The sequence below is a fragment of the Mesorhizobium sp. M0159 genome, assembly GCF_040322295.1.
In the GTDB taxonomy this organism is placed as follows: Bacteria; Pseudomonadota; Alphaproteobacteria; order Rhizobiales; family Rhizobiaceae; genus Mesorhizobium.
Genome location: NZ_JAMYTF010000025.1, coordinates 59,003 through 83,228 on the forward strand (window position 1 = coordinate 59,003; position 24,226 = coordinate 83,228).

21 protein-coding genes and 7 pseudogenes are annotated in these 24,226 nt (G+C 57.7%); 21 read left to right on the top strand and 7 right to left on the bottom strand.

Annotated features, from left to right (window positions below; all coding sequences use genetic code 11):
• The first annotated feature begins 77 nt into the window (after positions 1-77).
• From NKJ32_RS22360 to NKJ32_RS22375, 4 genes and pseudogenes are all read left to right on the top strand, one after another.
• Entirely contained in the window at positions 78-857 is a 780-nt protein-coding gene (locus NKJ32_RS22360; protein WP_352828959.1) for a hypothetical protein, read from the top strand.
• Positions 858-1,040, top strand: a complete 183-nt coding sequence (locus NKJ32_RS22365; RefSeq protein WP_128287783.1) for a hypothetical protein — start codon at positions 858-860, stop codon at positions 1,038-1,040.
• 27 nt (positions 1,041-1,067) lie between these two features.
• Positions 1,068-1,469, top strand: a pseudogene (locus NKJ32_RS22370) (transposase); the annotation flags it as partial.
• A 95-nt stretch (positions 1,470-1,564) separates the two neighbouring features.
• Positions 1,565-1,913: pseudogene (locus tag NKJ32_RS22375) on the top strand (hypothetical protein).
• Positions 1,914-2,197: 284 nt separating this feature from the next.
• Here NKJ32_RS22375 and NKJ32_RS22380 read toward each other — a convergent pair.
• Positions 2,198-3,157, bottom strand: a pseudogene (locus NKJ32_RS22380) (IS481 family transposase).
• Between the two features lie 206 nt (positions 3,158-3,363).
• Between NKJ32_RS22380 and NKJ32_RS22385 the strand changes: the two are divergent.
• Both NKJ32_RS22385 and NKJ32_RS22390 read left to right on the top strand, forming a co-directional pair.
• A complete protein-coding gene (locus NKJ32_RS22385; RefSeq protein ID WP_352643517.1) occupies positions 3,364-3,699 on the top strand; it encodes a hypothetical protein in 336 nt (111 codons plus the stop codon).
• 101 nt (positions 3,700-3,800) lie between these two features.
• On the top strand, positions 3,801-4,538 hold the full coding sequence (locus NKJ32_RS22390; RefSeq protein ID WP_352643519.1) for a hypothetical protein: 738 nt from the start codon (positions 3,801-3,803) through the stop codon (positions 4,536-4,538).
• 324 nt (positions 4,539-4,862) lie between these two features.
• On the opposite strand, the gene NKJ32_RS22395 is transcribed toward NKJ32_RS22390, so the two are convergent.
• Positions 4,863-5,228, bottom strand: coding sequence for a hypothetical protein (locus NKJ32_RS22395; protein WP_352643521.1), 366 nt, complete (start codon positions 5,226-5,228; stop codon positions 4,863-4,865).
• Between the two features lie 179 nt (positions 5,229-5,407).
• Here NKJ32_RS22395 and NKJ32_RS22400 point away from each other — a divergent pair.
• The 3 pseudogenes from NKJ32_RS22400 to NKJ32_RS22410 all read left to right on the top strand — a co-directional run.
• Positions 5,408-5,589, top strand: a pseudogene (locus NKJ32_RS22400) (adenylyltransferase); the annotation flags it as partial.
• Positions 5,590-5,622: 33 nt separating this feature from the next.
• Positions 5,623-5,843: pseudogene (locus NKJ32_RS22405) on the top strand (transposase); the annotation flags it as partial.
• 82 nt (positions 5,844-5,925) lie between these two features.
• Positions 5,926-7,278 (top strand): annotated as a pseudogene (locus NKJ32_RS22410) (IS701 family transposase).
• A 148-nt stretch (positions 7,279-7,426) separates the two neighbouring features.
• Here NKJ32_RS22410 and NKJ32_RS22415 read toward each other — a convergent pair.
• Together NKJ32_RS22415 and NKJ32_RS22420 are read right to left on the bottom strand one after the other, a co-directional pair.
• Complete coding sequence (locus tag NKJ32_RS22415; protein WP_352642639.1) at positions 7,427-7,783, bottom strand: hypothetical protein; 357 nt, start codon at positions 7,781-7,783, stop codon at positions 7,427-7,429.
• Between the two features lie 83 nt (positions 7,784-7,866).
• The gene (locus tag NKJ32_RS22420) at positions 7,867-8,103 is read right to left on the bottom strand and encodes a hypothetical protein (RefSeq protein ID WP_352642641.1); all 237 of its coding nucleotides are present in this window, start codon (positions 8,101-8,103) and stop codon (positions 7,867-7,869) included.
• A 296-nt stretch (positions 8,104-8,399) separates the two neighbouring features.
• Between NKJ32_RS22420 and NKJ32_RS22425 the strand changes: the two genes are divergently transcribed.
• A complete protein-coding gene (locus NKJ32_RS22425) occupies positions 8,400-8,651 on the top strand; it encodes a DUF982 domain-containing protein (protein WP_352642643.1) in 252 nt (83 codons plus the stop codon).
• A gap of 244 nt (positions 8,652-8,895) precedes the next feature.
• Positions 8,896-9,760, top strand: a pseudogene (locus NKJ32_RS22430) (IS30 family transposase); the annotation flags it as partial.
• A gap of 10 nt (positions 9,761-9,770) precedes the next feature.
• On the opposite strand, the gene NKJ32_RS22435 reads toward NKJ32_RS22430, so the two are convergent.
• Both NKJ32_RS22435 and NKJ32_RS22440 read right to left on the bottom strand, forming a co-directional pair.
• Positions 9,771-10,358, bottom strand: a complete 588-nt coding sequence (locus NKJ32_RS22435) for an IS3 family transposase (protein WP_352828972.1) — start codon at positions 10,356-10,358, stop codon at positions 9,771-9,773.
• The gene (locus tag NKJ32_RS22440; protein WP_352828961.1) at positions 10,307-10,657 is read right to left on the bottom strand and encodes a transposase; all 351 of its coding nucleotides are present in this window, start codon (positions 10,655-10,657) and stop codon (positions 10,307-10,309) included. Before NKJ32_RS22440 ends, NKJ32_RS22435 begins: the two co-directional genes overlap by 52 nt.
• A gap of 403 nt (positions 10,658-11,060) precedes the next feature.
• On the opposite strand from NKJ32_RS22440, the gene NKJ32_RS22445 reads away from it, so the two are divergent.
• Both NKJ32_RS22445 and NKJ32_RS22450 read left to right on the top strand, forming a co-directional pair.
• Positions 11,061-11,843: a metallophosphoesterase gene (locus NKJ32_RS22445; protein ID WP_352642645.1), complete on the top strand. Its 783-nt coding sequence runs from the start codon at positions 11,061-11,063 to the stop codon at positions 11,841-11,843.
• Positions 11,844-13,008: 1,165 nt separating this feature from the next.
• Entirely contained in the window at positions 13,009-14,226 is a 1,218-nt protein-coding gene (locus NKJ32_RS22450; protein WP_352642647.1) for a D-arabinono-1,4-lactone oxidase, read from the top strand.
• Here the strand turns inward: NKJ32_RS22450 and NKJ32_RS22455 are convergent.
• The gene (locus tag NKJ32_RS22455) at positions 14,223-15,050 is read right to left on the bottom strand and encodes a MurR/RpiR family transcriptional regulator (RefSeq protein WP_352642649.1); all 828 of its coding nucleotides are present in this window, start codon (positions 15,048-15,050) and stop codon (positions 14,223-14,225) included. The two genes, NKJ32_RS22450 and NKJ32_RS22455, sit on opposite strands and share 4 nt — an antisense overlap.
• A 365-nt stretch (positions 15,051-15,415) precedes the next feature.
• On the opposite strand from NKJ32_RS22455, the gene NKJ32_RS22460 reads away from it, so the two are divergent.
• The 8 genes from NKJ32_RS22460 to NKJ32_RS22495 all read left to right on the top strand — a co-directional run bounded on the left by NKJ32_RS22460 (position 15,416) and on the right by NKJ32_RS22495 (position 24,226).
• Positions 15,416-16,288, top strand: coding sequence for an N-acetylglucosamine kinase (locus NKJ32_RS22460; protein WP_352642650.1), 873 nt, complete (start codon positions 15,416-15,418; stop codon positions 16,286-16,288).
• Positions 16,285-17,298 (top strand): SIS domain-containing protein, encoded by a 1,014-nt coding sequence (locus tag NKJ32_RS22465; RefSeq protein WP_352642652.1) that lies wholly within the window; start codon positions 16,285-16,287, stop codon positions 17,296-17,298. The genes NKJ32_RS22460 and NKJ32_RS22465 overlap by 4 nt, the downstream gene beginning before the upstream one ends.
• 138 nt (positions 17,299-17,436) lie before the next feature.
• Positions 17,437-18,315, top strand: a complete 879-nt coding sequence (locus tag NKJ32_RS22470) for a carbohydrate ABC transporter permease (RefSeq protein WP_352579672.1) — start codon at positions 17,437-17,439, stop codon at positions 18,313-18,315.
• Positions 18,316-18,317: 2 nt separating this feature from the next.
• On the top strand, positions 18,318-19,142 hold the full coding sequence (locus NKJ32_RS22475) for a carbohydrate ABC transporter permease (RefSeq protein WP_352579673.1): 825 nt from the start codon (positions 18,318-18,320) through the stop codon (positions 19,140-19,142).
• A 24-nt stretch (positions 19,143-19,166) separates the two neighbouring features.
• Positions 19,167-20,468, top strand: coding sequence for an ABC transporter substrate-binding protein (locus NKJ32_RS22480; RefSeq protein WP_352642654.1), 1,302 nt, complete (start codon positions 19,167-19,169; stop codon positions 20,466-20,468).
• An 80-nt stretch (positions 20,469-20,548) separates the two neighbouring features.
• A complete protein-coding gene (locus tag NKJ32_RS22485; protein ID WP_352828964.1) occupies positions 20,549-22,027 on the top strand; it encodes a sulfatase family protein in 1,479 nt (492 codons plus the stop codon).
• Positions 22,028-22,162: 135 nt separating this feature from the next.
• Positions 22,163-23,002, top strand: coding sequence for a MurR/RpiR family transcriptional regulator (locus NKJ32_RS22490; RefSeq protein ID WP_352579676.1), 840 nt, complete (start codon positions 22,163-22,165; stop codon positions 23,000-23,002).
• Positions 23,003-23,077: 75 nt separating this feature from the next.
• Positions 23,078-24,226 (top strand): ABC transporter ATP-binding protein, encoded by a 1,149-nt coding sequence (locus tag NKJ32_RS22495; protein WP_352828966.1) that lies wholly within the window; start codon positions 23,078-23,080, stop codon positions 24,224-24,226.

Below are 24,226 nucleotides of genomic sequence, written 5' to 3' on the forward strand. Positions count from 1 at the left end.
GGCCTCCTAATGTTTTGGAAAAGGACCGCAGTATGATAATGTTATGCAGGAATACTCGAAACAATAAGGCTTCGACTATGGCCCGGAAATTGTCCGCTCTACTGCTTTGCCTCCCCATCGTGGTCTTCTCATCAGTCAAGGCTGACGCCGACTGGTTTACTGATCCTTTCAAGGATCTAAAGGCGATAAAAGAAATAGGTCAGGTATTAACCAATGCAGTGCAAGATGTAGGTAATACACTGTCCAAAGGAGTTAAGGCAAGTCGGATGTTCAGCGGACCAGGAGAATACCCTCCTGAAGATTTCGGGGCATACGGCATTTTAGCATTTCCTGCTAAAGCTTCTGAGTTTGACAAAGATAGACATCTTAAGGTGTGCCAGGCATATCTCAATAGTTTTGTCTCTGCTTTCAACTTAGATCTGTCGCCAGCCAACCAGATGGTTACAGTTTGGCCGATAAATGATGATAATATTTCCGACAAACTCAACGCGGGATCAAAGAAGGAAGACTGCGAGGTAGTTGTTTCGAATTTTGGTCTGTCCATGTCAACGGTCGCAATCGATTCCGCTAGGCGCGCTGGGTGGTCGCCTGACGGGAAAGGACCATTTTTGATTGCTTGGGCGCCAGGGAAAAGCATACGAGACGAGAAGCCAATAATCTTGTACGAGGACATGTCAAAGTTCGAAGAATACGGTGATTTCGTCGCCGCGATGAACGCCTGGAAGGGCGAGATACAGGGTGACAACGATTTATTTAAACCAGGATGGAACTTGGATAATTTCAAGAAAAAGATACGAGACGTATCAAATAAATACGGCAAGGAGATTGCGTCTGCTTTCGGCATCAAGGGCGGATAGATGAACTTCTTACAGTACGGTTCGGCCGGAGCTATTGGGTTCTTGATCGGCTTGGCTGCTGTCGTTTGGATTGAAGATCTAAACGCTGGGGGAATTTTTTTGATTATTGCTTTTTGCGTTGCTGTAGCCACTATTATTTTTGCTTTGGCCAAGTTACTGTTGGGAACTGGCGGCGCGAAGTAGGACGATGACTAGCAGACTGTTGAAAAAGTGGCTCGTGTTGATCTCGAGGCTCGGGTGCGGCGCGATCATCCGTTGCGCCGCATTCGGGCGATTGTGAACGAGGCACTGGCGGCGTTGGAGCGGGACTAGGCGGCGCTGTATTCGCCGATGAGGCGGCCTTCGATCCCGCCGGAAAAGCTGCTGCGAGCGATGCTGCTACAGGCGTTCTACTCGATCCGCTCGGACGGCTTTTGATGGAACGGCTGGAATACGACCTTCTGTTCCGCTGGTTCGTCGGGATTGGCGTTGACATGCGGCCTGGGATCATTCTGTGTTCTCCAAGAACCGCGACCGGTTGCTGGAGAGGGCGACATCGCTGCAAAATTCCTGAGCGCGGTGCTGACGCAGCCCAAGGTCAAGAGGCTTCTGTCGACGGATCACTTCTCGGTCGCCGCGGTCGCGACCGTGTCGGATGGGCCCTCACCTTCGCAGCCGCTGCCTAACAATCTGGTGCGACTGCCAAAGCTCATGGCGGAGACCGGCTGATGGCCAAGGTTCCCAGCTTCGCCAAGGCCGTTGCCGGCCGCTGGCGCATCGTCGAGATGGATGTTTGGGATAACGACTTCCTCGATTTCGTCGAGGAAGCGCATCTGACATTCAAAGGCTCGGCGGATGGCGAGATCGCCTTCGGCGCGCTCAAGGGCTTCCTCGATGTCCGATATGGCACCCGCGATGGCTCAGCCTGCGCGGAATTCTCGTGGCAGGGGCATGATGAGAACGACCAACCCAGCCTGTGGCCGCGGCTGGGTTGTCTTTGGAACTGCAGGCCGCCTCGTCGACCATTTCTACGCCCACAACGCTGACGAGTCAGGCTTCGTTTGCGAAAGAGCCTGACTTCTTCAACGGCCTGCTAGTTTACTTCCCTGCCGAAAATTTCCCTAGCTTGGCATACATACGGAAAATGAGATCGTCGCCTACCGCGACTAGTCGAGGAAGGCATCGACCCCAAGAATATATCTCAGCACAGTTCGGACAGTCTGGTGAGCGCTATGCGTCAGCGGATCAGAATGGAATGGCACGGATCGGGTTGGCGCAGGAACTCTGCTCTCCTCTTCGGACTATCGCCGTTTCTCCAAGCTGATCGGCCGGGGCGAGGTGAAGACTGCTTTCATTCTTAGCTAGCTGTGGAGCCTCAGCAGGTTGTCCCGATCGAAGCCGAGGCGGCTGATGGGTGGTTTTGATTGTAAGCTGCCATGTGGCCTGTGCCAATTGTAGCGATGAAGCCACCATGGCAGTTCGGCGGTGCGTTCATGAGAAGTGTTGTAGGCTCGGGCGTAAGCCCATTCACGCAGGCTCGTCTGGATGAAGCGCTCAGCCTTGCCGTTAGTTTTGGGCGTGTAGGGCCTGGTGAAGATCTGACGCAGACCCAGACGCTTGCAGGCTGTCCGGAAAGCTTTTGACCGGTAGCATGAACCGTTGTCGGTCATCACGCGCTGCACTTTGATGCCGACGCTGGCGTAATAAGCGATGGCAGCTTCGAGGAAGGCGACAGCGCTCTCCTTGCGCTGGTCGGGCATGACTTGGACGAAAGCGACGCGCGAGGCATCGTCGATGCAGACGTGGACGAACTCCCAGCCGATGCCAAAGATGGCGGTTGACCGCGCCAGGATATCGCCCGGTGATGCGGTGCCCCACAGAGCCGATCCGGCCGAGCTTCTTGATATTGAGATGGATGAGCTCACCGGGATGCTCGCGCTCATAGCGGCGCACCGGCTCGGCCGGTTCCAGGTCTTTCAGCCGCGACAGGCCGGCGCGTGCCAGCACCCGGCTCACCGTCGCCTCCGACACGCCGGTTTGCATGGCGATGTGCTTGCCGGTCAGGCGCTGCCGGCGCAGCGCCACGACCGCATCCGCCACCGCGGCTTGGGTTCGCTTCGGGCTTGTCTTGGCCGCGAGGAACGGTCGAGCATGCCAGCGCTTCCCTCGATCCGGAAGCGCTCCACCCAGCGCGCCACCACCTTCGCCGTCACCCCGTATGTTCGCGCCGCATCGGCTTCGGAAAAACGGCCTTCAACAACGTCGCGGGCCATCTCCTCTCGACGCAGCGGCGTCAGACGGGCATTCTTATGGATGTTCATTCGGTCCTCCGAGAATCACTGAAGCTTCGATAACCTCAGCTTTCTCGGTCAGGGCCGAATGGACAACCTCCTGAAGGCTCACAGCTAGCTCGGCGGTTGCGAGGAGAATCTCTCTTTCAATTCCGGTAACCGACGCGCGGCTATCTGATTGCTGACGATCCCTAGCCGCACTTCAACGTGTACCGGCAATAGCCTATCTGTACGACATGACGCTGGAAGAATTCACTTCACATCTCAATGCCACCACTTTCTGGAAGGAGTTCACCTTCTCCGAAACGAGATTCTTCCCTCGTCCGAAACAGCAGGTCGAACTGGCGGACGGAATGGTGAAGATCGGATCATTGGCTATGGTGTTCCAGCTCAAGGAACGGGCAGAGGAGACGTCGGACCCTGAGGCTGAGCGACAGTGGTTCCGGAGGAAGGTGCTCCGGAAAGCGACGGATCAGATCAAGGACACGGTGCGATACCTGGCCGAGCACGAGGAGATCCGCCTCACGAACGCACAGGGCCACGAGATAGCGGTGAAGGGGGCGACCTCCTAGACCTCAAGAAGATCGTCGTCTTCCTTCCTGGCCGGCTGCTGCCTGCGGACTGCAGGGAGACCAAGTTCCACGTCTCGGCTACGGTGGGTTTCATTCATATCGTGGCCGCGCACGACTATCTGGGAATATTGGACAAACTGCGCGTCCCCGACGACGTGCGGCTGTACTTCGAATATCGAGAGTTGGTCCTGCCGCAACTGCGCGAGGCCGGCGTGGTCGTGGAGGAGCCCGACATCATGGTCGCGTTCCTGTCGGAGATGGACTTGCCGGAGCCTGGATCGATCGAGAAGTTGCGCGCCTTCGTGCAGGATCTTGGCGGGTTTGATCTTTCATACATCATGCGGGACCTCCAAAGTCACATCGTCAACCCTGAAAGGAGCACGGACTACTACCGGATCATGGAGGAGTTCGCTCGCGTCCCCCGATCCATCTGGCGCGAGTTCAAAAGGCGGCTTGTCGTGTCCCTCGAGGCTAGCAAGGCTGGAACACCTCGTCGACCATTCAGGTTCGCGTTCCCGATGACCGATTGCACTTTCATGGTCGCAAGTATGGATCCCGACTGGCCAGTCATTGGCGAGGACGGGATCAGGATGAGAACGAACGCAGTGAAACTGTTTACCCAAGCGGCGAAGTACGATCTCAAAACTCGGATCGGCGTTGGGCTGCTGATCTCCAAAGATGGCGACCACTTCCTGCTTGACTGGTGCCTCATAGACGAGCCCTGGTCGGCCAACGCCAAGCTGGAGGATCTACTCTCGACGCCACTGTTCGGCCCTGCTCGCGAGAGGGTGGTGGACAGCTACCACTTCCGTGGCGACAATGCCGAGCCCGGTACCTAAATCTCCCGTCGGCGTTGGATTCGTGGTCCGGAGTGCCCAGCCGACTTCTGCGTCAGGTGCTGATCTCCCTGGCAGTCATTCGTGGAAAAGCCGGCGCGGGTCTGGGTTTACTCTCCCGCGCCAAGCCTCTGGACCGCAGCCGAATGATCCCTTCTGGCGCGAAGTTCAAGGCGGTGAGAAACCAGACTTCTATGCGCCAATGTTCACGCTTCGTGCCTCAAAAGTCGCATAAATGGCAGTGTGGAATGCACAAAGCAGCAGGAGGAGTGGGGCCCCGTTCATAACGCGTAGGCCCCGCTAACATCGGCTGAGTCCGCAATTCAGCTATTCCGGCCGTGCTTCCGATGCGACAGCGTCCAGGAGCAGGGTAACCTCGACATTGACGCTGGTAATGGCTTGCGAGTGAAGGGGCTGATTGGCCCAACGGGCGATGGAGACTACCAATGGGTAGTCCTCACCCGGCACCTCGTGGATCTTGATCGACGTCCCCGTACGATCCAACAGCAGAAGCAGAGGAGTCATCCCCCCGTCCGATTTGCTCGCGATCGCGACAACTCGCTGAACATCCGCATGGCTGTCAACGCGAACATTGAAGAGTATTCGGCCTCCAGATTTATCGGCGCCGTCGCCTGCTACGGAATCGAAGCTGGCCGTTGGAAAATCTGCAGCTTGGACAATCATCTCGATCAAAACCGTTTCAAGTTGTGGCGTGCTACCCATCCAGCAACGTAGTCGGGAGACTCCCGCATAAATCAAGCAGGCGTCGTGGCGTATCCCCGGAGATCATCGGCACAGGCGGTCGGGCAATGAGTTTTTGTGTTGGTAGGGGAAGCATTCCAAGCAGGCGACGTTCTACAGCTTGTCTCGGCCCCGAACTCACTCTGGTGTTGGCGCAGGCCCGGCAAGAAGCTCGCCCCTTGCTCGGCCCGACCGCAACCAAGAGCTTCTGCCGGAAATCACTGCGGAGCACGTTCGCCGCGCAATGTGCGATGCATTTTCTTCACTGCTCGATAAGGTGACAGGTGACGAACGAAACGTCCTACTGACACTCCACATCGGGCCGGATTCTGATTCAGGGCTTACCATGAGCCGATATGGTCTGACAGAACTTGAATGGTGATCGAGCCGCTGCTACCCAACAAACCAAGAGGTGTGCCGCGTGTTAATGATCGGCGCGTGCTGAACGGCATCTTCTGGGTGCTGCGCTCCGGTGCCCCATGGCGCGACCTGCCTCAGCGCTATGGCCCGCGCACCACCGGTTGCAACCGCTTCGTCCGATGGCGAAAAGCAGGTGTGTGGCTGCGCAGTAATGAGTCTACGGCCTAACACTACTTTGGCAGATTTTTAGCTCCGGGAGCGTTTCGAGGATTCCCAAGAGCCGTTTTGCGTGATTCATGAGAGGTCGGCTTTTGGAGGGGCCGGCCATGAACAGGGATTGGCAACTCGATCTGGAGCGGTGGCTTGAGCCGTTCGTCTCGGCGTTGAGGCACAAGACGCGTGCGCGGATGTGTCCGGCCTATATTGCTGGGCTGATTGGCCTTCGGGATCGCAAGAGCGTCCAACCGATGGCGGCGCGCGACGCAGGCGTCAACTATGACCAGCTGCACCACTTCATCGCGAGCGGCGTGTGGGATGCTGCGCCGCTGGAGAAGGTGCTGCTCGCGGAGGCCGACAAACAAGTTGGCGGGAACGATGCGTGGCTGATCGTGGACGACACCGCGCTCCCCAAGAAGGGGCGCCACTCGGTCGGCGTCGCGCCGCAATATGCCTCGGCGCTTGGCAAGAACGCCAACTGCCAGACGCTGGTGTCGCTGACGCTGGCCTCTGGCGAAGTGCCGGTCATGGTGGGGCTGCGATTGTTTCTGCCCGAGAGCTGGACTTCCGATCCCGCCCGGCTCGACCGTGCCGGTGTGCCCGAGGACCATCGTGCCTACAGGACCAAGCCCGAAATCGCGCTGGCCGAGATCGACCGGGCTCGCGCAGCCGGCTTACGCTTTGGCTGCGTGCTCGCCGATGCCGGATATGGCTTGAGCGCCCCCTTCCGGCAGGCGCTCACCGAGCGCGGCCTTACCTGGGCCGTCGGTATCCCGTTCAAGCAGAAGGTCTATGCCGCCGACGTGGCGATGATCTTCCCCGTTGCCGGACACGGCCGCCCGCGCCGCCGGCATATCCCCGATGTGAAGTCGATGACCGCGCAGGCGATGCTGGAAAAAGCCCAATGGCGGACGGTCAGTTGGCGGCGTGGCACCAAAGGCCGCCTCTCGGCCCGCTTCGCCGCTGTCCGTGTCCGGGTTGCAGATGGCCACCCCAGCGCATCCGCGACATGGGCGCTCAGCATCTGCCTGGCGAGGAGGTCTGGGTGATCGGCGAGCACCGCTCGACCGGCGAGCGCAAATACTACCTCTCCAACTTGCCCGCGGACGCCTCGCTCAAGCAGATCGCAGGCGCCATCAAGGCGCGCTGGGTCTGCGAACAGGCGCATCAGCAGCTCAAGGAGGAACTTGGCCTCGACCACTTCGAGGGGCGCTCATGGACGGGCCTGCACCGGCACGCGCTGATGACGATGATCGCCTACGCCTTCCTGCAATCTCGCCGCCTCAAACAAGCGGGAGGGGGAAAAAAGAATCCTCGGCCCGCCGCCCCAACCGAGCCTACCCGCCGTCAGGCAAGCCATCCTCACCGCGCTCGCGCAGCCGCCCCCAATCCGTTGTCCCCACTGCTGCAGAACCCTCTCCGCTAAAAATCTGCCAAAGTAGTGCTAAGGTTTGCGGAGCCTCACGCCGGCGCCGCCGCCGTTCTCCGGGATGAACTCGACGCCGGCGGCCTAGAGGGCGATGCGCAAGGCAGCAACGGTTCGCTCTTGCGCTCGCGACTCCCGACCCTCAGTTTTAGCAAACGTAGGTGTGTTCAAACTCCGGGCGCCAAATCTCGACGCTGGTTTTGATCTCGCAGGTCCGGCCAGTTTGAGCGAGGTACTGCAGGGCGACAGCCTGGTGCGCCGCAACGACTGGATCGAGCTTTACCAGACCGACCGTTGCTCCGCTGATGATCGCCGGCGCGGCGATTGTCCCTGGCGACGGCGTTGTCATGATCTTGCCAAGGTCCGGACGATCGAAGACCCAGAATGAGCCGCCAGCGGTCTGGACGACGTGCTTGGGCGCGACAGAAGCGCTGTATGTTTTGAGCAAGTACCCGCTGTTCTGGCAACCGGCAATCACCAGAGCTGCGGCCAAAACCGCGATCATTCTTCCCCTGCCCATAGCGCTTTCCCCCGTCGCCTTGGGATAGAAGCATAGGCTATTTCCCAAGTCGATAGAACGGTTGGGCGTCAGCCGGGACAGGCCCCAAGCGCCTTGCAAATAAGCGAGACCAGTCTGTCGCGCGCCCGCTGGTGGAGAGCATCTTTTGGGCGCCGTGCAAGGAAGTCGTCGAGGCTCATCCAGTCGACGGGATTTGTGCCGGCGCCTGGCCGATTGAACTCCACATAGAGATGCAGCTCTTCAGGCAAGAAGACGACCCGCCACATCCCGCTGGGGTCGCTGGCGAGGCCATGGGCAACGGTCATGACGATCACTCCTCTGGCCCAGCTTCGCCGATCTGCACGCGAGATTTCCATCCTCAGAAATGAGTATTGACTTCCGTCTGCGGATGCCTGCGCCGGCAAGTGGCCGGTAGCGATAAGGACGGTTCTCGCTATTTGAGGACCGCAACGCGTTGGCGAGTCTAGTCAGAGCGATCAAGCCCGCGCTCTGGACGAGGTCCCATCCTCACAGAACGTTCGCCCACCGGGACAAACGTGACGCAACGGAATGGAGGTTTCGACCGTAAGCTCTTGTGGGGGTTGCGGAAGGAGACCTGTTTATGACCAGCGAACGAGACGTCGGCACGTTCGAAGAGCCCGTGACCGTTTTGCTGTCCTCGGGCAAAGTCAGTGTTTCGAGCACCCGCGAAGCCGCCGAAATGCTGCTTTACCGCTGGCCCATTGGAGAAACCGGGCGCCGCATCCAGGCTCGCATGGCGTGCATGAAGGTGCTCGGCGGCGGCAGCGCACCGGAGGTAGCGCGCGTGGCATTTCTCAACGCCGCCAAGGAAGCGAAAATCCTGAATGCTTGACATCTCGTCAACGCGTGCCCCACCACTGTCCATCGTGCATCACTCTTGCAGCGGCCATTACATTTGTGCAAACATCGTGCGTCGATCATGCGGAGACGCCGAATGCTTGCGCGAGAAGGCTGGAGCCGCGGATCTGCACTCTACGTCGACCCGCGAGTTGACGCGCTCTGTGGCGAATTCGACGTAGAGATCGTCCCCAAGGGCCGCTATCCGTAAGAAGGCCAGACGCGCGCCGTCGGCTCTACTGGCCGGCGTCGTCATGACCCCGAGCGGCGCCGCCGTTCCTGGTCCCGCCGTTCCGTGGAAGGGCCGTTGGCATGGCCCGCGAAAGGATCGGCGCTGGGCCAGGGCCTGGAGCCCGGAGCAGATTGCCCGACGCTTGCCGATCGACTTCCCGGACGATGCGCATCAGCCACGAAGCCATCTATCAAGCCCTCTTCGTTCAGGGTCGGGGAGCGCTACGCCGCGAACTGTCGGCCTGCTTGCGAACGGGGCGCGTGCTGCGGGTCCCCAGGGCGCGCGTACTCAGGCGAGGCAAGAGCTTTGTCTCGCCGGAGATCATGGTCAGTCAACGCCCCGCCGAAGCGGCCGATCGCGCGGTGCCGGGTCACTGGGAGGGAGACCTCATCCTTGGTCTTGGCAGCTCGGCGATCGGCACGCTGGTTGAACGTACGACACGCTTCACGATGCTACTCCATCTTCCCCGGCTTGCGGGGCATGGCGAAGCTCCGCGCATGAAAAATGGACCCGCTCTCGCGGGACACGGGGCCGAAGCCGTGCGCGACGCAATTACGCGGACCATCATCACCTTGCCCGAAGAACTGCGCCGTTCGCTGACCTGGGATCAGGGAGCCGAAATGGCTCAGCACGATCGTCTCAAGATCGACGCGGGCGTCCAAGTCTACTTCTGCGATCCGCAAAGCCCATGGCAGCGGGGCACCAACGAGAACACCAATGGGCTGCTGCGTCAGTACTTCCCGAAGGGCACCGACCTGAGCGTCCACAGCGCCGACGAGATCGCCGCCGTGGCCGCGGCCCTTAATGCCCGACCGAGAAAAACCCTTGGCTGGAAAACGCCGGCAGAAGCGTTTGACGAGTTGCTGTCGTGAGTGAACACAATCAGTGTTGCGACGACCGCTTGAATCCGCCTTGCGACCCTCGGTCCGAGTGATGGACGCAGCCCGGCGGGGGTTTTCGTCGTTCGGTTGCCGCCTTCAATGCTGCAACGGTCAAGCGCGCGTCGATCGACCGACCGATGGCGTAACCAACGACCTTGCGTGACCAGGCATCCAAAATGACCGCGACGTAGACGAAGCCCGCCGCAATCGTCACGTACGTTATGTCGCTCACCCAGAGCTGGTTCGGGCCGGCCGGTGTCACGTTCTTCGCCAGGTTCGGGAAGATCGGCAACTCGTGATCGCTCTCCGTAGTGGCGATGAAGCGCCGCCTGATCCTGGGCTGCAGATCGTGCTCGCGCATCAACCGTCTGACCTTTTTGTGGTTGACGAGGATGCCGCGCTGCCGCAGCGCCGCCTGCATGCGGCGATAGCCGTAAGCTTCGAAGCTGTCGGAGATCTCACCCATCGTCTCGACGAGCGCTGTGTCATCCACGGCGGTTTCGGGCTGATCGTAGTAGGTTGATCGCGCGATCCCCATCAGCCGGCATCCTTCAGCGATGGAGACACCGCCGGGCCGGTGATCACGGATGTAGTCCCGCTTCTCGGACGTGGTGCGCTTTTCAGAGCCCCCTTTAGAAACTCAATTTCCAAGGCTTGCCGGCCTACCAGCCGCTCCGGCGCTGCGATCCGCGCCTCATAGGTCTGCATCGTGTCGGCCGCCGCCACGTCTTCGTCGAAGGAGCCGGCCTCGTATTTCTGAACCCAGATGCGGATCAGGTTACGCGGCAGTTCGTGCCGCTTGGCGAGACCATGCAGCGTCTCGCCGGACAGGAACTCCTGCACTACCTGACGTTTGAACTCGATGCTGTGCGTGCGATAAGTCACCATGGGCTTCCATCCTTCGAAAGCCCGGCTTCCAAGTCAATTCTGCTTGTTCATCCTGTCCGGTCCGAGGGGCGCACTCCAACTCCATGAATTAAGGTGACCTAGCGGGAGGTCGAGGATTCTACCGGCCCGGCCGAAACGATTGCAAGCGGTACGCAGCCGTCCACTCTGAACGGGCGGAAATGGCACAAATTTTGAGGTGCCTGTGTACGAAGCGACGAAGGCGGTCGCATAATGGGCCTCGAGGCAACATATTGCGGCGCCCGGTCCATGTCAGCGCCGCTGAAATCGTCGCTTTTGTGGCCGATAAATGGTCCCCATAACGAATGGTCATTTACTGGTCCAACCTAAGACCTGTTTCTTGCCCCATTTCCTTCCGGAGTCGGGCTTATGTAAGTGTGGAGCAATGCAAAAAATCATTCATATAACAGACCCCCATTTTGTCGCACCTGGCAAGATGCTTTACGGCATCGATCCGGCGCAGAGATTATGCGACACCTTGGACCACGTCTCGCGCGTACACGCAGATGCCAAACTCATCCTTATTACCGGAGACCTTGCTGACACCGGGGATCCGGCCGCCTACGTGCTCTTGCGCGAGATTTTGTCCGACGTCCGGCTCCCCGTCTATCTGACCATCGGCAACCATGACAACCGCACCGCGTTTCGAGGCGTCTTCGGCGGAGAAGGCTTCGTTCAGGCGGCTGTAGACCTGCACGAGTGGCTCGTCGTCTTGCTCGACACGAAGGACGACATTAGTCCTGGCGGTTGTCTCGACGGTGGCCGGTTTGAATGGCTCCAAGAGCAGCTTGTCCGTGGCGCCGGCCGACCAGTCGTGGTTGCTATGCACCATTCACCATCGGACTTGCATGTGCCCTGCTTTAGGACATGCGACATGAAGGAGACCGAGCGGTTCTTTTCCATTGTTAAGAAAAACGCATCGGTCCGCCACATGCTCTTTGGTCATCGGCATGTCGCTGCAGCAGGCAGTCTGTCAGGAATCTCCTTCACTGCCAGCCGTGGCACGGCGCAGCATATCGTTCTGGACTGGGAACAATATGGCAAGCCCATATTCGTCGCGGCTGCACCCTCATACGACGTCATCATGTTGGACGGAACGGATGTCGTCGTCCATCGTCACGAGGGACTTGATTTGTTGCCCGTTATTCGTCCGGGTGACCCGAAATGACGGTCGCATCCTCAATCACGACCTCCGATCGGCCTCGGCCTGGACTGATCATCTTCGATTTTGACGGGCACCCTTGCGGAGACGAAAATCATAGCATCCGAGGTGTTCGACAAAACTCGCCGCAGAAGGTGTCCCGGTACATCCGGAAGGAATCAGGCAACGCTCTCCGGAATTGAGCGAAACGATCAACAACCGCCTATACTAAGCGTCATGGCGTGTAAGCTGGCCGGAACACTTAATGGAAACAGTCGAGGTTGAGATCCAGCTGGCCCCTCGATGACTGTTGGCGACACCTGCTCAATTGAACTGCTCCACTGGCTTACCCATTCCCTTTGTGTCGTATCGAGTACATCAGTTTCGACTCATCCACCGCATGAGAGCCGCTGACATTGGGGCTTGTAGGCTCACGGCTCTTCTCCTCCGATAACATCGGTGTCCGCAAGCCCCACCCTTCCGTGCTGCTGATAGCCTCGAAGTTATGGGCGTGTCTGCGAGCGAGCGCCTTCTCATTCAGGACGGCTTCATCGGCCTTAATGCCGCGCGCCTCCGCGCATAATGCGAGCAGTCTGCTGTCCCAGAGGTTCCATGCTATCGACGAGCCGAGAATGCACCTCCAACCATCTGCCTTCGGACAATTCTTCGCGCTCTCAACGTACGTGCGGGATTCGCGACGCATGGAACCTCTTGACTGCAACCAATGGAGAGCCAGCCACTTCGCCCAGGTGATAGAGGATGTTTTTATCTCTACATCAGGATGGCTCCATCGCGCCAGTACCGAAAGGCGGGTGCGTACCCTTTGATGGCAGGGGATACCGGCAACAATTTCGGGTTGGTAGCGGCACGGTCTTTTGCGGCGGGCTCTAGTTTCCGGGCCTGAGTTCGGGAGCCATCAAGGCTTGAGATGAGCAGAGCCCGGCTCCCATGAGGCCTGGAAACCGTTCAAGACGGTTTTCGATTGGTGACCCGCACGAGAGTCGGATTCCGCCTCGGTGCATTCGATCAAGAATGAAAAAAATCGTCTTTTATATACATCGCGATGATGGTATCCATCATACCTATGGTCGCTACCGCCAAATGCCTGAGAACACATAGCAGGAGAACTCCATTGCATTCTTCAGAAATAAGTTCGCCGACACTCGGCCCGAGCTTGATTTGGCGGAACTGGGTGAGCAATCAGGTTTGTCGGGTAAAGCATTTCGCGATGCCAAGTTCGGACGATGACGTCTGCTGTACGATCAAGGCAGCAGCCTTGAACAACCTGCGCGTCCGCGTCGTGGGTACGGGGCACTCTTATACGCCAATTGTCCCCACGGACGGCGTTCTGATCTCCGCGGAGCGCCTATCCGGGATCGAAAACATCGACCACGCCAACGGCAAGGTGACGCTTCGCGGCGGAACGCGGATTTGTGACGTCGGCTCTGAACTGCGCTCTGCAGGTTGGGCGTTGCCGAATCAGGGTGATATCGATCTGCAAACCATAAGCGGGGCCGTATCGACGGGTACGCATGGCAGCGGAGATAGTTTAAAATGCTTAGCAGGGCCGATAGTTGGAATGCGGATAGCGACTGGCGACGGATCGATCGTCAATGTCGATGCCTCACAAAACCCGGATGCCCTCAACGCTGCAAAAGTCTCCATCGGAATGTTCGGCGTGGTACTTTCCGTCACGATGAAGCTTGTTCCCGCTTTTGATCTTCATGACAAAATATGGCGTGAGGATTTCGAAGAATGCATGGATCACCTGGATCAGCTATGCCAAAAAAATAGGAGTCTCCGCGTTTTCTGGTGCCCGACCGAACACTCGGCCTCGTTATACAGCCTGCCCAACACGTTTGGCATGGGACGTACTCGCAGCAAATCCGATGTCTGCGAACTGAGGACGCTGAACGTCACGGCTCAATCGCCGGAGTCTGTCGAAGATCGGGTCGGCGAGAGAATAGGGCCGAGCTACCGGATATTTCCGGGTTCAATTCCGATGCCGAACCATAATGAATGCGAGTACGCGGTGCCCTACGGGGACGGTCCGTCGGTATTCCGCGAAATCCGGAAGCTCATAAAGACAAAGTATCCGTCGCAGATATTCCCGGTGGAGTATAGAACCGTAGCGGCTGACGCTATTTGGCTGAGTCCATACTTTGAGCGAAAGACTGCGATGATATCCGTGTCCGGCGCAGCAGGAGAGGACTACTGGGATTTCATCCGTGATTGCGAGACGATCTTTTCCTCAGCGAACGGTCGTCCGCACTGGGGCAAACTTCACAGTCTGGGGCGGCCGGAGATCGAAGGCTTGTACCCAAGGTACCGGGATTTTGTTTCCCAAAGGGCTCTCTTTGATCCCGACGGTCGTTTCCTTAACGACTACCTGCGCGAACGTTTCGGTTAAAAGCTTTTATCTATGGTGGCTTCCGCGGTTCGCTGCATAGCCGCCTGGAACTTGCTGCCATCTTTAGCGATCATGTTGGCGAGGATGTCGATAATCAAATATTGTCCAGCGACCCGGGAGAATGCTCCTCGCATGATGGGGGTGTCCGTCGAGGATGCTGCCAGCACAGCGTCCGCCTTGGCAGCGATTGGACTGCGTATGTGACATGTGATTGCTATGGTGAACGCGCCAGCAGCCTTGGCTGCCATGAGTGAGTTGATGGTATCCTTGCTCGAGCCAGATTCCGAAATTGCCAGTGCCACGTGCTTGGGTCCGAGATTCACCGCACTCATGACGGCGAGATGCGGGTCGTCCAGCACGCGCGACATCAGTCCAGATCTAATAAACAAGTAATGCGCATATCGGGCCACATTCGCAGAGCCGCCCAAACCGTAGAGATCGATACTTTTCGCTCGTATGATATGTTTTACCGCCAATTCGAGAGCGGCCTGGTTCAACAGGTCCTTTGTCTGACTGAGTGCCGTGACGGCCATGGACAGCGTATCGTCGATGATGTCACCGGACGGGCTGGCATGTCTGATTGTCTGGTTAGTTGAGAGTTCGATTCCCAATGCCAGTTTGAAACGCTGAAAGCTCGAAAATTTGATGTCTCTGCAGAACCGCAAAACGCTCGCTTCGCTCGATCCAGATCCGTCAGCGACCTCCGTGATGGTCTGGTGCACGACCTTCGCGGGATCCTTGAGGACGTACTCACTGATGCGAAGGAGTGCCGGACTGAGGCTCGGCTGAGACGATCGCAATCGCGCTAAAATGTTTTCCTGCATTAAAACGATTCCCTTGAGATCACGGGGCTCCAGCTCCTCTGGGTTTGATTTGACGCGGGCAGCGAGAGCAATAGGAACTTTTCAGCACATTGCCAAGCAGTGAACATAATTTTCGTTAGGGCTCTAGCGCCTGCCTCCCTTTTTGCAACTGACATCCGACATCCCTTCGTCGACGGCAAGATAACTCGAGATGATGAAAAAAACCATCTTTTGTGAATGGGAAAATAGTGATATTCCTCTAAAAATAGACTGGAACCGCGGCCGCTACATGCTAATGCGAACAGAGTGAAGAGATGGGTTCTATAACAATTGGTGTCGATATCGGTGGCACCAAAACGCATTTGAGGACTTGCCTGGACCAGGGTATGGCCCGCGACTTGGTCGTGCGAACCAGTGAATGGCGTTCTGGCGCCTATGACCACGATATCCCTCGACTTATCGCGCTAATTCGCAGATTTGCTGCTGGCGCCACGCCCAACAGCATCGCGATTGGCTCTCATGGATGCGATGATGAGGAAGAGTGCGCCGTCCTCCAACAGCCGCTTTCCAATCATTTTGCCTGCCCCTTAAGGGTCGTCAATGATGCAGAACTTTTTCCCCTCGCCATGGGGCTTTCCAGCGGAATTGGTGTCGTCGCGGGCACTGGCTCAATCGCCGTCGCTCGGGACCAGAAAGGCAAGATGCATGTCGCAGGCGGTTGGGGCTGGGCAATCGGAGACGAAGGGAGCGCTCCAGGTTTAGTACGCGAGGCCGGCCGAGCAGTGCGATTGCATATTGACCTGGGAGGGGCGAGGTCAGAGCCGCTTGTCGAAGCGCTTTGTGAGGCATTCGGACTGAATAGCCCCACGAACATCGGCACCGCGATTGCGAAGGAAGGCAGCGCCTCGGCTCTGGGGCGATACGCACCCGTTATCTTCTACGCCGCCAATGAAGGTTCGTCCTTGGCTAAACGCGTTATTGACGAGGGCGCAGCGGCCCTGACTCAGTTGGTCCACCATCTGATGTTAGGCGGCGTGCACGACAAACATGTTGTGGTGGGCGGTGGGGTCATTCTTGCTCAACCCCTTTTAGCCAACGCATTTTCTCACGAAATTGCCAGCCGCTTCGGGGCCACCCTAGCCGTCACTTTCCTTAACAGGCCGCCGGTCTTGGGAGCCTGCGTCATGGCGCAGCAACTTCGCACGGGTGGCGCCAGCACCGAAGGTCCAATCATGCCTCAACACAAGGATGTTCAATGACTTACAGATCGGCGATCGCCCGTCAGCCTGATCAGTTTCGCCATGCGTTGGAAGTTGTCCGACCGCAGCTTCGGAAACTTGATCTTTCCCAATTCAAAAACGGAACTTTGGTCGTTACAGGGATAGGCGCGAGTTACGAAGCTGCGGCGGTGGTGACCGGCGAACTTCAGCGTCGCGGTAGGCGGGCAAATACCTGGCGCGCTGTCGATCTCGTTGAGCCGGGAGATCCTGGCGATTCCATTATCGTGCTTTCTGTCGGAGGAAGGAGCGTCGAGCCCATTGCTGCGCTTAACGTGCACAGTCAGTTGCCGTCCCTTGCAATCACGAATGAAGGCAATGACCCGCTATCGCGCGCCGCTTCAACGGCAATTCGGTATGAGTCCGGGCTGGATTCGCTGCCATCAAGTACCGGCTTCACAGGGTCGCTTTTGGCAGGCGGGCTGCTGGTTGATGCTCTTGGCGGTGGAGAGAGCTTTAATTGGAACGACATTCCCCAGATCGCAAGCGAGGTCCTGAAGACCTCGGCGAAGAAAATGGCTCGTGCTGGCGAAATTTTCCGTGACCAGCGAGCCATCGACTGCGTTGGCGCAATATCCGCCTTTGGTACAGCGGGCGAAGCTTGTTTGCTTATTCGTGAGGCTGTCAGGGTTCCGGCAGGCGCCAGCGACACGCTGCACTACTTGCATGGTCCGATGGAATCTATGGATCAGGCGACTGGGATATTGATATTCGGCGATGGTCGCGAAGTGCGGTTGGCGCAGGAGTTAGCCGAAATCGGCTGTGCAGTTCTTCTAGTAACCGCGAGCGAATTGCCTCACGACCACAAAACCCTGACAGTTGTGAAAGTGCCTCCACTGCAGAACCGTGTTGCCCGGGCCATCGTAGACATTCTGCCCGCCCAGCTGCTGGCGGCCGAGCTGTCCGACGCGGCCGGACTTACGGATGTCCCGTTCCGTTATAGCCAAACGGACACAAAGGTTGCGATGGACGAAACGGAAACGCAGATCTGAGCTCGCACGTCCGGACATAACAACGTTCCGGACCTCCTTCCTAGCCGGACTTTTGACGCACTCGGTCCCATTCAGCTCGCCAATGCCAGCCAGGCCAGGCTTTCAACATGGGCATAGACATCAAGGAGGAACGGACCCATGGCATATTCCCGGCTTAATGTGTCCTGGGCGCTGGTTACCCCCGCGATCGGGTTCCTATGCCTTGCGACGTTCGTCCCGATTGCGGCTGTCGTTGCGCTCTCATTCGTGGATTTCAACATCGCCTTCCCCGGAAAGACGACCTTCATCGGCATTTACAATTACACACGCTTCTTGTCCGACGGCCGATTTATCAACGCTGCTTTCGTGACTTTTGCCCTAGTCGTTATGCCCGTCGCGCTTCAACTCCTGTGTGGGTTGGCGCTGGCATTAGCTTTGAAGGAGAAGCTCATCGGTACACGGTGGATGCGAGCAGCTTCCCTGCTTCCCTCCGTAGTACCGCCAGCGGTAGGCGGAATTGTGTGGAAATTGTTTGTCATTCCTGGTGTGGGCGGCCTGTCTTATTTCGCAAGCTTCTTCGGACACAATTTCGACGCCGACTTGCTGGGAGGCAAGGCCTCAGCGCTTGCTACCGTGATCATCGTGTCGGTTTGGTTTGGGGTTCCTATAGTTGCTTTGCTGCTTCTTTCCTCCCTGGATTCAATCCCCGACGAGATTTATGAGGCGGCCAGCCTCGACGGTGCAAGCTGGGCTCAGGCCCAACGGCATATCTCCATACCGCTTGTCTTACCTGCAATGGGAGCCGTTGCAGTATTTCAAGCCTTGGAGGTCCTCGGCATTTTCCCGGTGATTTTCGTGCTGACTGGAGGCGGGCCTGCAGGGGCGACGGAGCCCCTTAACTTCTACGCTTTCCTGACCGCATTTACATATCTTGACCTCGATTATGCCGCCTCAATTCTCGTGGCGTTCACAGCCACAATCGTCGGGGCTTGCTTTTGGTTTGTTCGCCGAATCTCGGCTGGCCGAGTCGGGGGCTGATCATGCATCGAGACCTTGGACGATACATCTACGGATATGTCATCTGTGCTGCATTCGCGCTATTCCTATTCTCTCCAATCCTGTGGACACTTTCGACATCTCTCAAAGAGCCGACAGAGATGTTTCAATGGCCGCCGGTGATCGTGGGAGAGCCGTCCATTCAGCACTATACCGCGATAATCGCCGACAAGGACTTTTCTTCGGCGCTCATCAATTCAATTGTGGTCTCATGCAGCACCATTGTAGTGACCATGGCGCTTTCGGTCCCGGCGGCATTTGGCATCTCCCATCTGCAGAAGACTTCCATGCGCAGGCTGTTGACGTTGGTACTGGCGCTCCGGGCTGCGCCAGCGATGATTTACATCATCCCCTATTTTCTCTTTTTCCGCCAAGTAGATTTGGTCGACACGAAGATTGCGCTGATCATCGTCAACACCACGTTCGCTATCCCGCTCGCGATTTGGTATTTATCGGCGTTTTTTGACCAAGTTCCTCGTGAAATCGAAGAGGCCGCTACCATAGATGGCGCGTCAACGCTGCAGGTGATGACACTTATCTCGATACCTATTTCCAGGTCCGGCATCTTAGCAACGGCTATATTAGTCTTTATTGGTTCTTGGAACGAGTTTCTTTTCGCGCTGACGCTAACACGCGATAACGCAAAAACTGCAGCCGTCGCAATTCTGAATTTCATGCCGTTTGAGGGAACTGATTGGGGCAAAGCGGCAGCCGCCTGCGTGCTTATGCTGGTTCCGATCGTGGTTTTCGTGCCGTTCGTAAAGAAGTACGTCGCCGGCTCAACAACGACCGGTTCCGTGAAAGGGTGAAACGTTAGCTCAAGGAGAGAAGCAATGAGGTACATCGGAATTCTTGCTGTCGCATTAGGTGTTGCCATTGGCGGGGGAGCATCGGCTCAGCAGCGGTACGACGGCGTAAAGATAAAGATCCTATCGACAAACTCAGCATACGATCTTGAGCTCAAAAAATTTGCGCACGAGTTCACAGAGAAGACCGGCGCTGAAGTGCAGTTCGATCTCTTCGGTTATGCGCCGACCGTTCAGAAGGTGTCGGTCGAGCTCTTGACACGTTCAAACAGCTACGACGTGGTCTACTTAGGGAGCGAGGAGTTCGGGCGATACGCATCTGGCGATATCCTGGAGCCGCTCGACAACTACATCGACATGAAGAGTGCCGATGTACAGGATTTCATCGCTCCCGTGCTTCGCCTGTACAATAAGGACGGCAAACAACTGGCATTGCCGCATTTCGCGGCGACGCAGCTCCTTTACTATCGTCCCGACTTATTGGAGAAGGCCGGTATCAAACAGCCACCACAAACGTGGGAGGAATTCCGCGATGACTGCGAGCTGTTGAAAAAGGCTGATATTCAGTGCACCGCACTAAGAGGGCAACCCGACACCGGTGAGAATATCTGGTTTTGGGGCCAGGTCCTGTATGCTTTCGGCGGCAAATATTTCGCGCACGAACCGGCGGATCTGACGCCCACGGTCAATACACCCGCCGCTGTGGAGGCGCTGAAATGGTACACAGACGTGATGACCAGGTTCACCGTGCCTGGCAGCACCTCAGCAACGTTTGACGACGTCGTCATTGCGATGCAGCAGGGCCGCATTGCAATGACGGTGGAAGGCGCTCCTACTGCCGGCCGCATTCTCGACCCCAAGCTGTCGAAAGTCGTAGGTAAGCTTGGATTCGCTTTGCCGCCCGGCGGAATAAGTGGGAGGTTCCCGCCATTTGCGGGACAGGCCTATGTCATCCCGGCGGCATCAGAAAACAAGGCAGCCGCAGCCGCATTCCTTCAGTGGGCGACAAGTAAAGATGTGATGAAACGCATTTCACTCGATAGCACCTTTGTCGCGATCACGAGATCGTCCCTGTGGAACGATCCGGAGATACTTGCCAAGCACGACTACAATTATGGCCACGGGTCGTTCGCGGCAACATATGCTGAAACTCTTCGGGTCGCGCCGGAGTGGTATTATCCTCGAATCCCTGAATTCAAGGAGATCGGCGACCGCCTCGGTCGAGCCCTGCAGGAGGCGGTTGTTGGCAGCAAAAGTGCCCAGGCCGCCCTGGATGATGCTCAGACTGAGGCCGTGGATATCTTAAAACGGGCTGGATATTTGAAGTAGTCTTCACGCACCCGGCCACCGGCGCGATTGACGCGCCGGTGGCGAACGAATTAGACCTCTATTGCGTTTGAGGATCAGAGTTGGGCAACTTTAATATTGTCTGGATTTGCAGTGATCAACAACGTTGGGACACGCTGCGGTGTCTCGGGTTCAAGGGCACGCAAACTCCCAATATCGACCGTCTGGCCGCGAGGGGTACAGCATTCGCTCGTGCGTATTGTCAAAGCCCGATCTGCACGCCGAGCCGAACGAGCTTTCTGACGGGGTTGTATCCGATCGCACACCAAGTGCATCAAAACGGCGCCGGCACGTTTCCTTCGCATCTCGTTTTGCTCCCAAAACTGATGGCGAATGCCGGATACTACCCGGGGCACATAGGGAAGCTGCACCTATCTGCCACTCGTGGCATGATAGAAAAGCGCCCCGACGATGGATTTGCCGAGTTCTACTGGAGCCCTGAGCCATTTCCGGAGTGGTCAGGCAACCATGACTATCATGCGTGGATGTGGTCAAAAGGGGTCGATCCCGTAGCCTACTTCAAACCGTATCTTGACCAACATTATGGCCCGGGACCGGCCGCAGAATATCGGCAGGCGCGTTGGGCAGGCGATCGGGCAGAGCGTTTCATCAAGATGCATTCTGGTCGTAATTGGTATTTAGGCATTAATATCGACGCACCTCATCCGCCTCTCAATCCCCCGCCTGACTACCTCAGGCGTTTCAACCCAAGTGATATGCCTGATCCTGTCTTCAGGCCGATCGATCTCGAGCATCAGAAGAAATTTGAACGAGTCGATCAGCAGGCAAAATTCGCGGTGGATCCGTGGCAGGCCGCAGCAGCCGTCGGTCAGGCGCACAATGACGAGATCGCCGGGCCTACGCATGAAGCGCCACCCACGAACTTCGACATTTGGGAGATGAGAGCGGCATATCATGCGGAGGTGGCTCAAGTCGACGATCTAGTCGGCCGGGTACTGGACGCTTTGACGGAAACCGGCCAGCTGGATCGCACCATCATTGTCTTCATGAGCGATCATGGTGACATGATGGGTGACCACGGCCTGCTCTACAAAGGCTGCCGTTTCTATGAGGGTCTGGTGCATGTCCCGCTTATGATTTCCGTGCCCGGCAGCTCAGCCCAAGGATCGGTGTCGAATGCACTCGTCGAGCTGGTTGATATTGCACCCACATTGCTCTCGTTGTCGGGTCTTGAGATCCCCAGCGCTATGCAGGGGCTGTCACTCGACCAGATGCTGCTTGGCAACACCTCATTGGAATACCACAAGCCGTACGTGGTCAGCGAGTATCACAATTCTCTCCGATCCCACGGGAGCCGGGGGTCACGCGCATCAATGTACTATGATGGACGATATAAGCTAAATGTATATCATGATGTTGGAATAGGAGAGTTGTTCGATCATAAAGAAGACCCCAATGAGCACTATGATCTCTGGGATAGCGCCCATCAGAGGAGCTTGAAATGCGACCTTTTAGGGCGCAGCTTTTCCGCTATGATGCTCAGAAGTGGATCCGGCCCGAACAGAATTGAGGACTACTAGTCTTCCCAGTCGGGCGAGCACTGGCTAGTCCTGTTCTCCCAATCTCGAAGTCGGCCCCTGGTCGCGCGCGCTTCGGAAGCCAATCGTCGGACGGGTCGATGGCATCTGGCTCTCTTTTCTGCGGCTTCATAAGGTATGGGTATCATGACGATGAGCATTAACTCACCCGCCGCGACAGCGGCAGAGCGCGAGAGCATCTTATCTGGCTTGCAGGAAGACATCGATCATCTGCCGAATGCGCTCGCTCGGATCGCCAAATACATCCTGGAAAATCCTGAGAAAGTGTTGCACCACTCGGTCGGGGAACTAGGCGAATTCGCGGGTAGTGGGGAAGCCAGCATTTTGAGGCTTTGCCGCCAGATCGGCTTTTCCGGCTTTCGCGATTTCAAGCTGGCGCTGGCGGCAGAGATTGGCCGCCCCAGGCCTCCATCCACCGCCGCGCAGCAGCCCAACGCCGCCCTGCAAACCTTGCACGACACGATGGCTCGGAATCTAGGGATCGCACACAGCAATGCCGATCTCGAGGCCCTCGAGAAGCTCGCAGAAGTGATTGCGGCGAGCAGAAGGATAGATCTTTACGGAGCAGGAATGTCGGGCGTGACGGGAGAACTGCTCGCCTATCGGCTCTTGCGAGTTGGGCTTACGGCGCTGGCGTTCAGAAACTCCAACATGGCTCACGAAGTCGCCAACGGACTCAGTCCCGGATGCGTGGCGATCGGCCTTTCGATATCCGGCCTCACCGTTGATACGGTTCAGTTCCTCAAGGGCGCCCGCTCCGCAGGGGCACTGACCGTCGCCATCACCAACCGCGCCCGTAGCCCGCTCGGCAAGTCGGCGGACTTCATCTTGCAGGCCTCCGGCCTTGACGACCATCCGATCGGCGGCACGCTGACCCCGATGATCGGCAAGATCTTCGTGATCGAAAGCCTGATGCTGGCACTGGGAAAGGCGATGGAGAAATCGGTTGCGAAATGAAATTAAACTCCGTATTGTCATGAAAATGAAATAAAGCTCCATTAAGCCCTGTCGCCAACCGAAAGGGAACTCGGAATGGCTGCGTTGGATCTCCACATTGACAATGTCGGCAAGCGGTATGGCGCGACTGATGTGCTTCGCGGCGTCTGTCTAAGGATTGCTGCCGGGGAATTTGTGACACTGCTTGGGCCCTCCGGCTGCGGCAAGTCCACGCTTCTTCGCATAATAGCAGGGCTGGAGCGGGCGGATCAGGGCCACGTGCGTGCAGGGGGCAAGGCGCTGAATACCGTGGCGCCGAAGGACCGCGACCTGGCCTTCGTGTTCCAGAGCTACGCCCTTTATCCGCATCTAAGTGTGTACGACAACATCGCAGCCCCGCTGGTCATGCGCGAGCTGACCAGCTTGGAACGGCTTCCGGTGATTGGCGGCCTGCTGCCAGGGGCCGGCCAACGCAATCGCTCGATCGAGGAGCGGGTCCGTCAAACATCGGCGCTGCTCAAGCTCGATGCGCTGCTCGACCGCCGGCCGGCGGAGCTTTCGGGTGGACAGCGCCAGCGCGTGGCTTTGGGACGCGCTATGGTGCGCAAGCCGAAGATCTTCCTGATGGATGAACCCTTGGCAAATCTGGACGCAGCGTTGCGCATTCATACGCGTGGCGAAATCGCGCGGCTCCACAAGGAAATGCAAACGACGACTATCTTCGTTACCCATGACCAGGCCGAGGCGGCCGCACTTTCCGACCGTGTCGCCGTCATTTTTGGCGGCGAGCTGCGCCAAGTTGCAGCCCCTGCCGATCTTTATCGCGAACCCGTCGATCTCGATGTTGCCCGGTTCCTGGCCCAGCCATTCCTGAACGAGGTCGAGGTGGCCGCCCCTGTCGGCGGCGCGCTCATCATCGACAGCAGTAGGATCATCATTCGCGATGCGCTCGGATCCGGACAGGCCGGAACGCTGGCCTTTCGGCCGGAGCATGCATCCCTCGTCGACAGGGACCGACCGGGCGCCCTGCCGGTTTGCGTCACGCGCATCGAGCATGCAGGGATGGACGCTCACGTCTTTGTCCATGCCGGGGCAGGCGCTGAGTTCGTCGCCCGGATTTCGGCCGAGCGAGCACAATCACTGCGTGGCGGCGACAACTTGGGACTGACCATCGACTCGGAAAAGGCATGGTTCTTTCCTTGGGACGGCTCGCGCCAGAGTCGCGATCACAGCAGGGTAGCCTGA

What these genes read in the sequence shown, in the direction of transcription:
- NKJ32_RS22440 (WP_352828961.1), bottom strand. Translation starts at nt 10,657, where the DNA reads ATGGTGACTTATCGCACGCACAGCATCGAGTTCAAACGTCAGGTAGTG.
- NKJ32_RS22460 (WP_352642650.1), top strand. Translation starts at nt 15,416, where the DNA reads ATGGCCCGCGACTTGGTCGTGCGAACCAGTGAATGGCGTTCTGGCGCC.
- NKJ32_RS22420 (WP_352642641.1), bottom strand. Translation starts at nt 8,103, where the DNA reads ATGACCGTTGCCCATGGCCTCGCCAGCGACCCCAGCGGGATGTGGCGG.
- NKJ32_RS22465 (WP_352642652.1), top strand. Translation starts at nt 16,285, where the DNA reads ATGACTTACAGATCGGCGATCGCCCGTCAGCCTGATCAGTTTCGCCAT.
- NKJ32_RS22455 (WP_352642649.1), bottom strand. Translation starts at nt 15,050, where the DNA reads ATGCAGGAAAACATTTTAGCGCGATTGCGATCGTCTCAGCCGAGCCTC.
- NKJ32_RS22480 (WP_352642654.1), top strand. Translation starts at nt 19,167, where the DNA reads ATGAGGTACATCGGAATTCTTGCTGTCGCATTAGGTGTTGCCATTGGC.
- NKJ32_RS22360 (WP_352828959.1), top strand. Translation starts at nt 78, where the DNA reads ATGGCCCGGAAATTGTCCGCTCTACTGCTTTGCCTCCCCATCGTGGTC.
- NKJ32_RS22425 (WP_352642643.1), top strand. Translation starts at nt 8,400, where the DNA reads ATGACCAGCGAACGAGACGTCGGCACGTTCGAAGAGCCCGTGACCGTT.
- NKJ32_RS22490 (WP_352579676.1), top strand. Translation starts at nt 22,163, where the DNA reads ATGGGTATCATGACGATGAGCATTAACTCACCCGCCGCGACAGCGGCA.
- NKJ32_RS22470 (WP_352579672.1), top strand. Translation starts at nt 17,437, where the DNA reads ATGGCATATTCCCGGCTTAATGTGTCCTGGGCGCTGGTTACCCCCGCG.
- NKJ32_RS22365 (WP_128287783.1), top strand. Translation starts at nt 858, where the DNA reads ATGAACTTCTTACAGTACGGTTCGGCCGGAGCTATTGGGTTCTTGATC.
- NKJ32_RS22495 (WP_352828966.1), top strand. Translation starts at nt 23,078, where the DNA reads ATGGCTGCGTTGGATCTCCACATTGACAATGTCGGCAAGCGGTATGGC.
- NKJ32_RS22385 (WP_352643517.1), top strand. Translation starts at nt 3,364, where the DNA reads ATGACGCTGGAAGAATTCACTTCACATCTCAATGCCACCACTTTCTGG.
- NKJ32_RS22415 (WP_352642639.1), bottom strand. Translation starts at nt 7,783, where the DNA reads ATGATCGCGGTTTTGGCCGCAGCTCTGGTGATTGCCGGTTGCCAGAAC.
- NKJ32_RS22445 (WP_352642645.1), top strand. Translation starts at nt 11,061, where the DNA reads ATGCAAAAAATCATTCATATAACAGACCCCCATTTTGTCGCACCTGGC.
- NKJ32_RS22475 (WP_352579673.1), top strand. Translation starts at nt 18,318, where the DNA reads ATGCATCGAGACCTTGGACGATACATCTACGGATATGTCATCTGTGCT.